Annotated in this window: 15 protein-coding genes and 1 tRNA gene; 2 read left to right on the forward strand and 14 right to left on the reverse strand. The window is 64.0% G+C overall.

What is annotated here, in order from left to right; all coding sequences use genetic code 11:
• Positions 1 to 20 precede the first annotated feature (20 nt).
• From M729_RS1000000136565 to M729_RS0117330, 14 genes are all read right to left on the reverse strand, one after another.
• Positions 21 to 1,979, reverse strand: a complete 1,959-nt coding sequence (locus tag M729_RS1000000136565) for a DUF3383 family protein (RefSeq protein WP_050596285.1) — start codon at positions 1,977 to 1,979, stop codon at positions 21 to 23.
• 31 nt (positions 1,980 to 2,010) lie between these two features.
• A complete protein-coding gene (locus tag M729_RS1000000136570) occupies positions 2,011 to 2,736 on the reverse strand; it encodes a hypothetical protein (protein ID WP_050596286.1) in 726 nt (241 codons plus the stop codon).
• A gap of 17 nt (positions 2,737 to 2,753) precedes the next feature.
• On the reverse strand, positions 2,754 to 4,367 hold the full coding sequence (locus M729_RS0117275; protein ID WP_027162334.1) for a hypothetical protein: 1,614 nt from the start codon (positions 4,365 to 4,367) through the stop codon (positions 2,754 to 2,756).
• 47 nt (positions 4,368 to 4,414) lie between these two features.
• Positions 4,415 to 5,140: a hypothetical protein gene (locus M729_RS1000000136575; RefSeq protein WP_027162335.1), complete on the reverse strand. Its 726-nt coding sequence runs from the start codon at positions 5,138 to 5,140 to the stop codon at positions 4,415 to 4,417.
• 2 nt (positions 5,141 to 5,142) lie between these two features.
• Positions 5,143 to 5,532: a hypothetical protein gene (locus M729_RS0117285; RefSeq protein ID WP_027162336.1), complete on the reverse strand. Its 390-nt coding sequence runs from the start codon at positions 5,530 to 5,532 to the stop codon at positions 5,143 to 5,145.
• Positions 5,533 to 5,538: 6 nt separating this feature from the next.
• Positions 5,539 to 5,958: a hypothetical protein gene (locus M729_RS0117290; protein ID WP_027162337.1), complete on the reverse strand. Its 420-nt coding sequence runs from the start codon at positions 5,956 to 5,958 to the stop codon at positions 5,539 to 5,541.
• A 31-nt stretch (positions 5,959 to 5,989) separates the two neighbouring features.
• Positions 5,990 to 6,430, reverse strand: a complete 441-nt coding sequence (locus M729_RS0117295) for a hypothetical protein (RefSeq protein ID WP_027162338.1) — start codon at positions 6,428 to 6,430, stop codon at positions 5,990 to 5,992.
• Between the two features lie 4 nt (positions 6,431 to 6,434).
• Positions 6,435 to 6,725, reverse strand: a complete 291-nt coding sequence (locus M729_RS1000000136580; RefSeq protein WP_050596287.1) for a hypothetical protein — start codon at positions 6,723 to 6,725, stop codon at positions 6,435 to 6,437.
• A gap of 14 nt (positions 6,726 to 6,739) precedes the next feature.
• Positions 6,740 to 7,165, reverse strand: a complete 426-nt coding sequence (locus M729_RS1000000138850; protein ID WP_032808706.1) for a DUF4054 domain-containing protein — start codon at positions 7,163 to 7,165, stop codon at positions 6,740 to 6,742.
• Between the two features lie 143 nt (positions 7,166 to 7,308).
• On the reverse strand, positions 7,309 to 7,740 hold the full coding sequence (locus M729_RS1000000138855) for a hypothetical protein (RefSeq protein WP_032808709.1): 432 nt from the start codon (positions 7,738 to 7,740) through the stop codon (positions 7,309 to 7,311).
• 877 nt (positions 7,741 to 8,617) lie between these two features.
• Positions 8,618 to 8,694 (reverse strand) — tRNA-Met (locus M729_RS0117315).
• Positions 8,695 to 8,749: 55 nt separating this feature from the next.
• On the reverse strand, positions 8,750 to 9,790 hold the full coding sequence (locus M729_RS0117320; RefSeq protein ID WP_027162339.1) for a hypothetical protein: 1,041 nt from the start codon (positions 9,788 to 9,790) through the stop codon (positions 8,750 to 8,752).
• Between the two features lie 124 nt (positions 9,791 to 9,914).
• Entirely contained in the window at positions 9,915 to 10,865 is a 951-nt protein-coding gene (locus M729_RS0117325) for a hypothetical protein (RefSeq protein WP_027162340.1), read from the reverse strand.
• 72 nt (positions 10,866 to 10,937) lie between these two features.
• Positions 10,938 to 12,287 carry a DUF2213 domain-containing protein gene (locus M729_RS0117330; RefSeq protein WP_050596288.1) on the reverse strand — a complete coding sequence of 450 codons (1,350 nt, stop codon included), beginning with the start codon at positions 12,285 to 12,287 and terminating at the stop codon, positions 10,938 to 10,940.
• Between the two features lie 218 nt (positions 12,288 to 12,505).
• On the opposite strand from M729_RS0117330, the gene M729_RS0117335 reads away from it, so the two are divergent.
• Both M729_RS0117335 and M729_RS1000000139075 read left to right on the forward strand, forming a co-directional pair.
• Positions 12,506 to 12,745 (forward strand): hypothetical protein, encoded by a 240-nt coding sequence (locus tag M729_RS0117335; protein WP_027162342.1) that lies wholly within the window; start codon positions 12,506 to 12,508, stop codon positions 12,743 to 12,745.
• 215 nt (positions 12,746 to 12,960) lie between these two features.
• Complete coding sequence (locus tag M729_RS1000000139075) at positions 12,961 to 13,113, forward strand: hypothetical protein (RefSeq protein WP_210163520.1); 153 nt, start codon at positions 12,961 to 12,963, stop codon at positions 13,111 to 13,113.
• Positions 13,114 to 13,137 lie beyond the last annotated feature (24 nt).

Genomic DNA, 13,137 nt, shown 5'->3' on the forward strand with positions numbered 1-13,137 from the left:
TGAAGGAATGGGGTTGCCGCTTACTGGACGAGGGTCGAGGTCAGCTCGATCTGCTGCACGGACTCGCCGTCCATGTACCAGAAGTTGATGGGCGGGCTCTGGCGGGCCTGCCGCACCTGCGGCGTGGCATCCTTGACCTGGAGGTACCAGCCTTGCAGCTGGAGGGTGTCACTCGCCTTGAGGCCGGCCGCCGAGTTGATCTGCGCGATCTGGAGCGCCGACAGCGTCACGCCGGCGCGGATCGCACCGAAGTTCACCGCCTGGTTGATCGGGTCGAGGCAAGCCGCCTTGATCAGCTCGTAGCCCGCCGAATTGTAGGGCACCGAGTTGATGTTCTGGAGCAGTTCCATCAGTGCGAGCTGGAGCTGGTTGTTCAGCCAAATCTGGTTGATGTAGCTGTCCAGCCATTCGAACTCGCCCGACACCGAGCCGTTCTGGAACTCCAGGAACTGCTGGGCCGCCGTCGCGTAGGCGCCGTAGAAGTTATAGCCGTTGGCGAAGAGATTGTTCGCCACCGTCGCGGAGGTCACGCCCGCCACCAGGCCATCCTGCCCCCGGAATGCGAAGGTGATGCGGCCGTTGGTCTGCTCGAAGTCGATCGAGGCCGCAGCGCCGCAGATGAAGGCGGCGATCTGTGCCGGCGTGGTTGAGCCGCCGGCGGGCTGGTAGATCGAGCAGGTGCCGTCGAGATTGGCGCTGCTGACGATGTTGCCGAAGCTCGACGTCGCTTCGCCATTCTCGGTCGGGGTGATGTCGGTATCCCAGGCGATGTAGGCGTAGCGCTTGTTGGTGTCGTTGACCCATTGGGCGAAAGCCTGCTTCTGCGCAGAGCCCGAGCCGCAGTCCGGATCAAAGATCGACATGAAGGTCGCCCAATTCTGGGTAAGCTCCGTGATGGCGGCCATGAAAGCCGCCGGCGTCGTTCCGTCCGCGCCCTGCGACAGCGTCGCGCCGGTGGCCTGCGTCAGGAAGAGATCGTCGGAAACCGTGCCGGTCGCGAAGGCAGCGCTCGACGCCTCGCCCGCCACACCAGAGGTGATGACGAAAGCGCCTGAGACGGAGTCGTAGGAGACCGCCAGCGGTGTCGCCGATGCCGTGATGGTTTCGCTCGCCACCGTCTGCGTCAGGTTGACGAAATAGGTGCCGGTGAGGCCCTGACCGCTGCCGAGCTGCGTGATGCGCGTGCCTACGCTCACGCCGGCACCGGCAAGCGTCTGGCCGACAGACAGGGTGCCAGAAGCGAGCGCACTGACCGTGAGGGTGCCATAGGTCGCCGAGATCGCCTCGCTGGTCACTACTTGCGGGATGGAGACCGCATATTCGCCGATGCCGCCGGGCGTTCCCGACAACTGGTTGGTGATCACCGTTCCGGCCGAGACGCCGGTACCGGACAGCGCAGCACCGGCCACAAGGGAGCCCGAGGTGACGCCGGTCACATACATGACGCTGCCGGCGATCGAGGCGGTGACCGAGGCCGTTGCCGCGGCGATGGAGGCCGTCACAGACGCGGCTTGCGGCAAGGCGGCGTTGAGGCCCGTCTGGATCAGCGCTGCCGCCGCCGAGAAGCTGGTCGCGGTTGCCAGGTCGATCGCATTGGCGGTTCGGACATAGCCGTCGACATCGACGATGAGCGTGCCGCTCAAAGCCTGGAGCTGCGCCAGGGACAGTTGCGCCACGCGGCCGCCGCGCAGGTAGGCCGCGACCGAAGCTGACGGATACTGCGTGAACAGGATGGTTGCGGGCTTCTGGGTCGAGTTGTTGAAGCCGTTGAAATAGACCGAGGCGATCTCGGTCTCCTCGGCCGATGCGCCGAAGAAGTTCGCCACCGAAACACCATCGTTCGGGAAGGCCAGCACCTGGCCGACCGGGACGCGGGTGTTCTGGGTCAGCACGAGGCCGTTCATCACGAGCGCGTTGCCGCCGGCATTGAGAACGTTCGGGATGACGTTCACAAGCTGAGAGGCCGGGATGGTCGTCATGGACCAGGTCCTTTCTGTTTCGATTGAGGGGTCAGACCGGGAAGGTCGCTTCGACGGGGAAAACGTCGATCACGGCCTGGTCGGCAAATTGTTGCGGCAGGCCGAGCGCCTGGTTGGCCTGGATATGCACGTCGACGACGTAGCGGGTTTCGTATTGCTGCTCGCCGTTGAGGAACGGCACCTGACGGGGATCCTCGGCATAAAGAGGCGCGCCATCCAAACCGGCGTCGGCGAAGAAGCGGGTTGCCCGCTCATCGCGTATCAAGGTCGAGATCGTCTGCGCCATGTCGGAGGCGATACCATCCGAAGCGCTGTGCACGTCGAGCTGCATCACCGCATCGGTCGGCTGCATGATGGTCTCGGCGCCACTGGCGAGCGTCTGAGCGGTCACGGCCTGCGATGGCGCTACGCCATAGGTTCCGATGCCACCCGGCGTACCGGCCGTCTGCGGGCCGATCAGAGTGCCATCGGCCACCGATGCGCCGAAGACGGTCGCTCCAACCAGGAGCGTGCCGAACTCGATATGGGTCACCGTCATCACCGCGCCGTCGATCGAGGCCGTGAAGGCGCAATCCTGATAGGTGTCGACATTGGTGGAGAGCCGACCGCGGCGAAGCACGTTCATGGTGACGAAATCGCCGGCCGGCTCCGCTACCCGGTTGTCCTGTGCCGAGACCACCTCGACGCCCGCCGGCAGGATCGACAGCAGGAAGCTGCGCAGGACCGTCTGGACGGCCGACTGGCTTGGGCTTGGCATGACAGGAACCTTATGGATCAGGGGATCGTGATGCCCTTGGCGGTCGCGTTGGCGCGCAGGCTGGTTTCGATCGCCACGTGATCTCCGGCGGAAGCGCCTGCTTTCATGGCAGCGCAGATGACGGCACCGCCCAGCGCGTCGGCCACTGCGTTGCTGTTCCAGCGCCCGGCAATGGTCGGCCGGATAAGGCGCTTGCCGACATAGAGCGAGCCCGACACCGTGCCGGTGTAGACCTGCACGCCGTTGACAAACATGCTCAGCGTCGTGCCGATTATCTCGAAAGTGCACATCGCCCAGGTCGCGGCGGTGAGCACCACGGCCGCGCTCGAGACGTTGAAGTTCGTGGCGCCGTCAGCTGCGGTGTAGCCGATGAAGTTCAGCTTGCCCGCATTGTTGCGGAACATGAATTTCGCGTTCGGGCCGAGATCGTACATTGCCAGGACCATCTGCGTCCCGGTGATGGCCGTTGGCTTGATGATGCCGCCGCCAGCGATATTGGCGCTGTCGTAGCCGACGTTCGGCGGCAGCGAGATAACCTTGCCGGTCGACAGAACAAGGCCCCATTGGCTGGTTCCCTGATCGGTCCAGACCGGGTCGATCGTCTCTACGATCTTCATGGCCCCGAGATTGCCGATGACCTTGCCGTCGTCGGATGTGACGGTCTGCCCGGTCCCCTCGTTCATGCTCATCATGAAGCTGGTGACGTTCGGCCGGTTCGCCATGATGAAGCCATCGACAATGATGTCGATAGGGTTGGCGATGCGATCGTCGGCGGCCACCTTGGCGAGGTAGCTATGCGGTCCCGGCGTCGCCGCAGACCATGTGACGACGCCCGTGCCGTCAACAGTGATCGAGCCGTTGGCCCCGCCAACCGAGAACAGCGAGCCGAGCCCATAGATCGCATAGTAAGTCGCAATCGGATCCCACGATGCGCGCCGGCCGGCGCTCGAGATGTAAGTCGCGCCTCCCAGGTCGAAGGCATAGCGAATAGGATCGACCAGCGGGTCGGCATCCAGCGGCGCCATGGTGTTGACGGTGCCGCCGACCTCGCCGCCGGTCCACATGAAGGGGACCGTCGACGGCCAGTTGGCGATCACATTGTTCGACGACGCAAGATCGCGCGTCATGTTGTATTCCGCCGCGCCACCGGACGGGAAATTGCCCGCCATCTGGACGGCGCGAGAGACGTTTTGCGCGATCAGCTGAGCGCCAGTGCGCGCATCGATGCTGTCTGCCGGGGAAGACAGGAAGCGCGAGAGCGCCACCGGAGCTCCGATGCCGATGATGGTGCAGCCCTTGTTGCTGCTGACCAGGGTGCGGTAGCCGGTCAGGTCGTCGATAAAGGCCGTCCGGGTCTGTCCCGCCACACCGAAGCGATCGCGAAGCTGGGTGGGATAGGTCACGTTGTACGTGCCGGTCGAGCCCTGGTAGGCATAGATTGGGATCGACTGGTAGCCATAAGCCTTGAGCAGCCCATAGAGACCGGGGGCGGATGTCGGCGTCGTGCTTGAGACGATGAAGCCGACGATCCGGATTTTCCCGACCTTGTGCGCCGCCAGGGCCACCGCCATGGCCATCGTGTCGTCGGGGTCGCCCGTAAAATCGGTGTCGATGATGAAGGCCGGTGGCAACGCTTTGCTTCCGCCGATAACCCCCTTGGCTATCCGCCGGGCAGCACTCACCACGCAACCCCGATGCGCAGCGACATGTCCGAGAACGAAGCAGGGTTCACCGGAACGTTCTTCGTGATCACGACGGCATAGAGCGACGTCGATGTGGCAACGATCTGCTTGGCGATGCCGTCGAGGTTGTAGACGGTATGCGTGCCGAGCGGGCTCTGATTGGCCGTCATCGGGAAGACGCCCAGAAGGATCGCGCTATCGGCCGCAGCAATGGCGGGAGCGCCGTGATCGGCAAAGGTGCCGGCCGGCGATCCCGAGAAGATCGCGACATCAAATTCCGTGGTCTGGACCGTGCCCTTGAATTTCAGGGTGAGGCTTTCGAGAATGCCATTGAAGGTCGCCGGCAGCACGCCGGGAAAGGCGATGATGCCGCCAATGACGAAGCCAGCCGTGTAGGCCCCGGCCGTCACAGGCGGTACGGTTTCAACGGCAGCGCCGTTGCCATTGACCCTGCCGATCGTGTTTGCGCCAGCCGGAGTGGGCGCGACAAGCGCCGCGTAGGCTCCCTTGAGAAGCGCGATGACGGAGCCCGCAGCTGCACCAGTGCCGTCTGCATAGGCAGCGTCAGCCCGCGCACCCTCCGCGACGTCGGCGCCGTCGGCGATCGTGGCCGCTCCACCGCCGCCACCGCCGCCGCCGCCGCTCGTGGGCAGAGGATTGCCGCTCGAAAAGGGAACGCCGGTCGCATCGACGAGCGTCACTGCCCTGTCGTTGACGCTCATTGTCAGGCTCCATTCTGTAGGGTTATCGCGACCTTGTACCAGTCGGGCCATTCCTCCAGCACATGGGCGACGAGCCATGTATTGCCCTCCGGCAGAGTGCCGGCAGGGAAGAGGAAGAGATCGCCGCCTGTTTGCAGCGGGCGCACCACGGCCAAGGCCTGCCCATTGAGGTAGACGGCGCGCCGCACGCCCTGGATGTTCAAGCCGTCGAGCTGCTGCAGGTCGCTATAGCCCAGGGCCTGCACCTGCACCGAGACGCCAGGCACGTCGACATAGGTTGGCGTGCGTGTGCCGTCGGCCGCAGTCGTGTAGCCAGAGGACCGTTTCAGCGTGGCGGTCACGAACGGGTTCACCATCGCAATCGCGGCCGAAGCGATCCCGTGCAGGTTCATTTTCGATCAGCCGACGCGATAGACCGAGAAGGTGTTCGGCGCCGTGCTCTGGAAGCGCAGGATGCCGCTCGACGGGATGGTCGGGCCGCTATGGGCCGGGAAGTCCATCGAGCCGACCAGCGTCATGCCGGTGTTGGTGGTGATGGTCGCATCCTCGGCATCGACGACGGAGGTGTTGATCACCGCCAGGTCGAAGGTGTCGTTGATGGCGAAGTTCGCCGGCAGCGCGGCCTGGAGAGCGGCACCGGTCGGCAGCTGCTGCGCCGAGGGAGCGCCGCCGCCCTGGAGGATGGTGATGATGCCGGCGAGCAGTTGGGCCGCCGTCAGCAAGCCAGAGACGGTGACCGCCGCCGGCACAGAGTTGTTCAACAGCGCGACGTTGGCATTGATCGTGCCGCGCTGGCTGTCCCAGATTGCAAGACGCATTGTCAGGATCTCCTTGAAATGAGGTGCCGGGCTATTTCTTCACGGCATAGTCAACCGAGGCGAGCATGTGGCCCGTGTCCACAAGCTGCTTGTCGTTGCCCTTGCGGGCGATGGTGGCGGGTTTCAGGGTCGGGCCGACATAGGCGACGATCGCCGCCTGCAACTGGCCCTTGATGGCCGCTCCGGTCTGCCCCAGGGTCTTGTCTGCGTCGTAGTCGTTGGCGACGAGAAGGTTGCCAACGGCATCAGGCCATTCGGGGCTCTTGTCGGCGATCATGCCACGGAAGAACGGGCGCGGTGGCGTGTCGGCCGAGCCGAACTCATTCACCGCGGCGACCGGTGCAACGGGCGTGCCGTCCGGATAGGTGGCATCCTCCAGGAAGCCGATATCGACGGATACGGCCTTCTGGAGGTTTCGCGATATCTCGGCAAGCTTGGCAGCGAGCTTGTCGCCGCCCGTGAGCTTGACCATAGGCTTACGCGCTGCCCTTTGCAGCCTTCGCAGCGGCGGCCGCATCGGCGGTGCCGGCGGTGGCGTCTACGGCCGCAGGGGTGGCCGGCGCAGCGGCAGCAGGTGTGGCAGGAGCGGCGGCCGGCGTAGCAGCGGCGGGCGTGGCCGGAGCCGCCGGCGTCTCTGGCTCGGCCGGAACCACGACAGGTTCTGGCGACTCGAGGCGAAGGCTGCGCTCAAGGGTCTTGATGCGGTCCTCGGCCTGCTCGCGGAACGCGCGAAACTCGCGCTGCAACATGGCAAGAAGCTTTTCCATGACGACGTCCTTTTCTACTGGTTGGGCCGCGGGTTGAAGGTGCGGCGCGGGCCTGGGATGTAGCGCATCGTCCGATAGGCGGCGGTCGCCTGCCAGAAGGCCGCGCCAAACGGCGTCTGCATGAACCAGGCGTTGTTTGGCGTCATCGGGAACTCGGCCGCGACCGAGACACTGCCTTCGCTGGCATTCGAAACGCGCCCGACGATCCCTGCCGGCGCCTGGCCGTTGGCGCCATAGGTGATCTGGCAGATGTGGGCGACCATGAGGTTGAGCAGCATGGTCTGCGTCTCAGCCTTGGTCACCGGGCCGCCGCCATCGTTGCGGCAATAGAGTTCCGCGATGGGAAGCGCGCCCTGCAGGACCTGTGGCTGGCTGAGCGTGGCGAACTGCGGGTAGATCGCGATGAAGCTCGCGAAGTCGAAATTGACGATCACACCCATGACTTGTCTCCGGCGTCGCCGCTTTCCCGCTTCAATGAGCCGGGCCATCGACCGGCATCCCCGCGCGGGCTCTTCCAAGGATCGAGCGAGCAACTTTGTCCCCCTAGCCGGCATCGGGAGTGGGGTGAGCGCGGGGGAACTGGTTAGGCGGCTTCCTGCTTGTAGGTCTGGATGCCGCGCGGAAGGTTGTTCGGGTCGATCGGCTCGAAGCCCGATTTCTGCGTCTCGTGCTCCTTGACGAAGCCCTCGACCATGTCGGCCTCGCCGTGCGCCCAGATCAGGTTGTTCTTGACGGCGTCGAGGTCCTTGTTCTGATCGAGCCATTTCTTGAAGAAATCGGCATCGACGTTGTAGGTCAGCGCGTAGCTGCTGCCCTGCGCCACCGGGGCCGGCTCGAGGCGCCGGTCGAAGCGGCGGCTGTAGCCTTTCAGCACGACTGGCTCGCCGATCACCTGGGCGCGCTTCACCTTGCGAAAGCTGCCGCCGGCGGTCGGCTCGTTCATGTCCACCATCTCATGGAGGCGCAGAATGAGGCCATGCGGGAGCTTGCAGGCGACGGTGACTGTATCGGGCATTGAATGTACTCCGGGGTTTGAGGGGGTTCGAGCCTCGCCAGAGATGATCATCAGTGCCCCCACCAAAGATCACCTGCGACGCGGCCCGAGGGCTGGAGCGGATGCCAGGTGTCAATCCTGGCTCAGCGCCTGTGGAACAGGCACCTCTCACGGAGCATCCGCAAACTGTAGGGGGACGGCTGGACCGCTCGCTTCCCACCCCGGCTTGGCGACTGGTTTCGGTGGGTCAGCGTCCAGCCCGAAGGCTGTCTACCACTCCCTGCCTGTCGCCTCACGGGCCAAAGCCTCGTCCGTCCGCCGTCCCCTGGTTCCCTTGCGGGAACCGGCTGCAAGGCTGCGTTGCCGCGCCAAGCTGTCCTGGGAGGACATCTGAAATTCCGAGGGCGAGCGCGGTGCCGGTTCGTCCGTTTACCCGCTCGCCCCATACGGGCCTACGTTCCCGCTTATCGGCGCAATCACACAAGCATTTGCGCTCGTGGAGTTTGAACGTTTCACGGTCGTCGCGACCGCCTTTATGTTCAAGGAGCCCCCGGCTAACGTTTCGGTGTCCCGGACCTCTACCCGTGACCGCGTTAAGCGCCGTCACCGACCTTTCTCAGGAGGACCGCCCCGTACACCGAAGTGCAGAGGGGGCGGCCATGTTGGTGTGGTGGGTGCCGGGTTTACTCCCCACCGAGCGATTTCTCCGCCCGACTCTGCCTGTCCGTTCCGCGCATCGTCGCCGGACCCAGGGTCATCTGCTCTTGCCGTCTAGATCGGCCGTCAGCGCAGGTCGCACCCTCAAAACTGTGCCCGGTCTCTCAACCGGGCTGGGCCAGATGCTTGCCTTTAGCGCCATCATCTCGGCTCGCCACAACAGCGGGGGGCTCCGACGATTTGGTTGCGGGGGTTGGATTTGAACCAACGACCTTCAGGTTATGAGCCTGACGAGCTACCGGGCTGCTCTACCCCACGGAATTGATTTGGTGCCAAAATGGTTACGATCCGGCACCAACCGTTGTCAAGCGGGTTAGACGCCGACCATCTGGGAAATGCCCATCGGCTGGCGGACGATCGCGCCCCAGGTGCCGCTGGTCATCTTTTTCTTCCACGAAGACAGCGCGCGCACGATCGGGTGAGCGCGGAGCTTTTCGTTGAAAGCGCAGTAGCCGGTCTGCTGGCCTTCGATGCCGTCGGCGATCAGCTGCACCTCGTTGCCGGCCGCGATGCCCGCCGGGTTGATCGACGTCAGCGCGCCATACTGCACCGCCGAAACAACCCGAAGGCTCGGGAAGTTCTTCTTGAGCAGGTCCTCGACGTTGACGTTGAACGAGTTCGTCGCGGTCATGGCGAGCTGCGACTCCGGTGCCAGCGCCAGCGTCATCTTGGTGTTCTGGTCGACCATGCCGGCGCTCTGGGTGACGAGCTGCAACCACAGCGACTGGATATCGGCGTAGATTTCGTTCGCCGTGGCGACGATCTGGCCGTTGTTAATCCACTTCACGCCGCCATACGCCTTCGGGGCGGGAGTGATCGGCGCCGCGAGGTTGGGATCGTTGAGCAGACCGTAGTTCTGCAGGCCCTGCACACCCTTGAAATAGGTGGTGTTCAGGAAGCGGGCGAGCACGGTGACGCCAGCGCCGTCGACCTCGCTGACCCAATTGACGCGGCCGAGGCCGGCGCGCTCGACTTCAAGCTCGCCATACTCGGAGATGACCTGGAACAGGTAGGACTGGCGCTGCGGCCAGTTCATGTTCGCGCCGGCGCGGCCGTTGTCGTTGTAGTCGCCATAGCTCGACACTTCGCCGGTCTGCTCGATGACCGGGAACATGGCGGTCTGGTCGATCCAGGTGCCCTTGCGGGTCTCGCCGAAGATCTCGGCGGCCTTGGTCGGGGCAAAGAGGATGCGATAGACCTCCGGGTCCACAAGAGTGGTCAGGAACGCCGGAATGCCGCCGTTCGCCGTCGTTGCCAGAGCGGGCTGCGCATCCATCGCGAGGTGGTTGGTGCGGAAAGACTCGACGACGTAGCTGCGGGCCTCGGGAAGGTAGATGCCGGCCTGCTCGAACATCGGGCGATGCTGTGCCCATGTTGCGGCGGCCTGATTGAAGTCGTGGAATTGCATGGTGGTTCTCCTCACAGACCGCCGGCTTCACGGCCGGCGAATGGTTCGAGGTTGATGGGGAAGAGTGGGTTTAGCCCTGCGGCCAGGACGTGATCTTCATCAGCTCGCCCGGCTGGGCGAAGGAACGCACGCGCCACTTGGTCTCGACGTTGGTGGCCGACGTGAGCGCCGCCGCGTTGACGACGGTGTTAACGTCGACGGCATAGGTGCCAGCGCCACCGGCGGGACCGGTAAGCTGCTGGGTGATCATGGTCGTAGCGGCGATGCCCGCGCCAGTGACGGTGTCGCCGACGCCGAAAACACCGGTAACGACGCCGCCGACGGAGAGAACGCCATAGGTGCCCGCAATCGCGGTGCCTGCGGCGACGTTCTGGCCCGGGATGCTGACCGAATACGTTCCGATGCCACCGGGCGTGCCCGAAAGCTGGGATACGATTTTGGTGCCAGCGGCGACGTTGACGCCGGAGATCGTCGTTCCGGGGTAGATGGTGCCGGCGCCGACGGCCGAAACCGTGAGCACGTTGCCGACGATAGCGCCGGTGAACGCGTTCGTCGCCGCAGCGATCGAGCCGGCCGATGTGGTCGCGCCGTTTGGAGTGCCGGTCGGGGCGGCACTTGCCGTGCCGTCGGCATAGTTGGCGTAGACCTTCATGTCATACTGCGCCGGGGTCGGGCCGGAATTCTTCACCCAGAAATCGCCTTCGTTGAAGACGGTGACGGGGAAACCGGCCGGAACCAGCATCGTGGATTCCTGGAGATAGACCTCCATGAGACCCTGCTGCTCGCGGTGGATGAAGCCCGCGACCGGGCCGCTGCCGAAGGTGTTGACCACAGCCGGGGCGCTGTCCGAGTCGAGCTGGTTGTAGCTCAGCCAGGCAAAGCGGCCGATGGCCGCGCCGAGCGCACCGCACACCAGCGCACCAGCGGCGGCGAGCACGGTGGTGCGGGGATTGGTGGATGCGAAGTCGCCCTCGACAGCCGGGGCGGGATTGTAGGCGGCCTGCGTCTGAAAGCCAGACATGGGCGATACTCCTCATGAAAAGAGCCGGCTCGCTGGCCGGCTCGAAGGGTTTCTGGGTTTAAGTCGCTCGCCTTAGAGCGACTTGACGATGTGGATCTTGGAGGCCGGGAACATCTCGTGGAACGAGCTGACGCCGGCGGCATCCATGGCGACGCCGGCAGGCTTCTGCATCTGGTGGGAGCCCGGCAGCGGCTGGGCCTTGAGGATGGCGGGCAGCGCCGAGGCGTGAACCCCGGCGATATCGACGCCAAGCGAGGTGAGCGCGGTGCGGTAGACCGCATCAGCGCTGTCATGGGCCATGGCGAGCTTGCCGATGTAGGGACGAACCGCCTCTTCCGCAGTGCGGATATCGGCGGCCGTCTTCAACATCTCGGCGCGGACCTCGGTCTTGGCCTGCGTCACTGCGGCGGCGATCGCCGAGTCCATCGCCTTCTTGTCGACCTTGTCGTCGTCGTCATCCTTGTCGGCGTCCTCAGCGGCCTTCTTCTTGGCCTCTTCCTCGGCGGCGTCTTCGGCTGCCTTTTTCTTCTTGGCCTCCTCGTCGTCGTCGTCCTCGTCGTTGGCTTCCTTGACCTCGACCTCGTCGAGCGCGACCAGGACCGCCTCGAGGCCGTCGAGCTTGGCGTCAGCCGCCAGCTTACCCTTGGCTGCCTTGCTCACCGCCTCGATGATGGCGGGCCGCTTGGCCTTGAAGTTTTCGGCCGTGACGCCGGCGAGAGCCCCGCTGACATCGATCTTCTGATCGCTGGCAAGCTTCGGCATGATGTGGGCAAGGATCGCGCCCTGGGCGACAGACGCCATGCGCGACAGCAGTGCTGTTTTCTTCATCGTGATGATCTCCATTTTGCTGTCGCCGACGACTACATCAGGCCCGGCGCGGCCTTCCTCAACCAAGGCGACGTGATTGGCGGAAATGTCCCGCATCACGCCGTCGTAGGATTCTCCAGCCAGCGTGCCGGGCGTCATGTCGGCCCGGTAGCGATAGCTGCTCGAAAGTTCTTTCTGCCGATCGGATTCGATCAGCGCGATTGCCGCCCCATCCCAGATGCTGAGCGGCGCCATGAGGTACGGCGCATGGAACTCCACGGCATCACCCAGCGCGCCGACCACGGCTTCGCGCGGATGGTCCCTGGCGCTGACCGGGATGTGCTTGAGCAGCAGCGGCTTGCCGACGAAGGTCGGGGCGGCTTTCGCCAGCTCGTCGGCATCGCGATAGAGGCGATAGACGCGCTCGGGATCGAGCCCAAGCGCTTCGAAATCGGGGATTTCCCGACCGTAGTACGGGCACACATTGGCCTTGGAGATCGGCGTCATCTCGACGCGCAGATGACCGTCCTGGTCGAATGTGCGGATGCTGTTGCGATCCATGGCCAGCGCGTCCTTGACCGCAACGGGCTTGGGCTCCTCAGAAGTGGCAAGCATGTTCAATCCTCTAGGCAGAGTCACACAATGGCGCTTCAAAGCGTGTGCCTCAAAAAGCCGCCGACCACCCCAATTGTCTCGAAATTACCAAGTCCCGGCTAACCGGAACAAATTACCCAACAGCAGCTTTGGCCGATCGAGTTAACGCTCGTGTCGCGGGTTCACCAATCGAAGTTTGGGGCCGCGAGTGAACGCGACCTACTGGTGGGAGCAACCCAATGGTTGCAGATGATATTGCAGCAAGACGCCTGAAAATGCTGGTCGAGCAATATGTCGAAAACAGAAAAAGGCGACATGACTTCATTTCTACCTCGACGGCAGAAACGGCCATTCGGGAGGTGCTCCCGAACTGTCCGATTTCCGGGAAAGCCCTTGATGACCTGATAGCAGCCAGCGCCATCGCACACGGTCTTGGCGTACGGTTTGACCGATCGGCCTCAATGGAGAGCGCTCGCTGACGCAGCTGTTGAGCCCGTTAATGCGGCCGCGCGTGAATATCCCCATTTGGTACGTTTCCGACGCTATCCATCAAGCGCGCTGCATTTAAAAAGTCGAGCAAGGTGGAGCAACCATGCCGAGATTCTTCTTTCACATTCGAACCCGCGACGGTCAGCTCCTCAAGGATCCAGAGGGTCAGGAGTTTGCAAACTTGCAAGAGGTAGAGGACGATGCCATGGCGTCTGCCAAGGAAATCCTGGCCGAAGGGCTGCTGGCCGGGAAGCCGGTACTAACCGGCCATGCCTTCGAAATCTTCGATGATCGCGAACTCTTGGTCCTGGAATTCCCCTTTTCGCGCGCGGCGGAAAAGCCCGGTGCCCGGCCATAATGCGTAACGTGATTAGGTGTTGGT

This window comes from Mesorhizobium sp. WSM1293, assembly GCF_000513875.1.
Taxonomy (GTDB): domain Bacteria; phylum Pseudomonadota; class Alphaproteobacteria; order Rhizobiales; family Rhizobiaceae; genus Mesorhizobium; species Mesorhizobium ciceri.

Bases quoted from the DNA above. Each gene is read 5' to 3' on its own strand.
- M729_RS0117285 (WP_027162336.1), bottom strand. From the start codon at position 5,532: ATGAACCTGCACGGGATCGCTTCGGCCGCGATTGCGATGGTGAACCCG.
- M729_RS0117320 (WP_027162339.1), bottom strand. From the start codon at position 9,790: ATGTTCGAGCAGGCCGGCATCTACCTTCCCGAGGCCCGCAGCTACGTC.
- M729_RS1000000136570 (WP_050596286.1), bottom strand. From the start codon at position 2,736: ATGCCAAGCCCAAGCCAGTCGGCCGTCCAGACGGTCCTGCGCAGCTTC.
- M729_RS0117295 (WP_027162338.1), bottom strand. From the start codon at position 6,430: ATGGTCAAGCTCACGGGCGGCGACAAGCTCGCTGCCAAGCTTGCCGAG.
- M729_RS0117330 (WP_050596288.1), bottom strand. From the start codon at position 12,287: ATGCTTGCCACTTCTGAGGAGCCCAAGCCCGTTGCGGTCAAGGACGCG.
- M729_RS0117325 (WP_027162340.1), bottom strand. From the start codon at position 10,865: ATGTCTGGCTTTCAGACGCAGGCCGCCTACAATCCCGCCCCGGCTGTC.
- M729_RS1000000136580 (WP_050596287.1), bottom strand. From the start codon at position 6,725: ATGGAAAAGCTTCTTGCCATGTTGCAGCGCGAGTTTCGCGCGTTCCGC.
- M729_RS1000000138850 (WP_032808706.1), bottom strand. From the start codon at position 7,165: ATGGGTGTGATCGTCAATTTCGACTTCGCGAGCTTCATCGCGATCTAC.
- M729_RS1000000136565 (WP_050596285.1), bottom strand. From the start codon at position 1,979: ATGACGACCATCCCGGCCTCTCAGCTTGTGAACGTCATCCCGAACGTT.
- M729_RS0117290 (WP_027162337.1), bottom strand. From the start codon at position 5,958: ATGCGTCTTGCAATCTGGGACAGCCAGCGCGGCACGATCAATGCCAAC.
- M729_RS0117335 (WP_027162342.1), top strand. From the start codon at position 12,506: ATGGTTGCAGATGATATTGCAGCAAGACGCCTGAAAATGCTGGTCGAG.
- M729_RS1000000139075 (WP_210163520.1), top strand. From the start codon at position 12,961: ATGGCGTCTGCCAAGGAAATCCTGGCCGAAGGGCTGCTGGCCGGGAAG.
- M729_RS1000000138855 (WP_032808709.1), bottom strand. From the start codon at position 7,740: ATGCCCGATACAGTCACCGTCGCCTGCAAGCTCCCGCATGGCCTCATT.
- M729_RS1000000136575 (WP_027162335.1), bottom strand. From the start codon at position 5,140: ATGAGCGTCAACGACAGGGCAGTGACGCTCGTCGATGCGACCGGCGTT.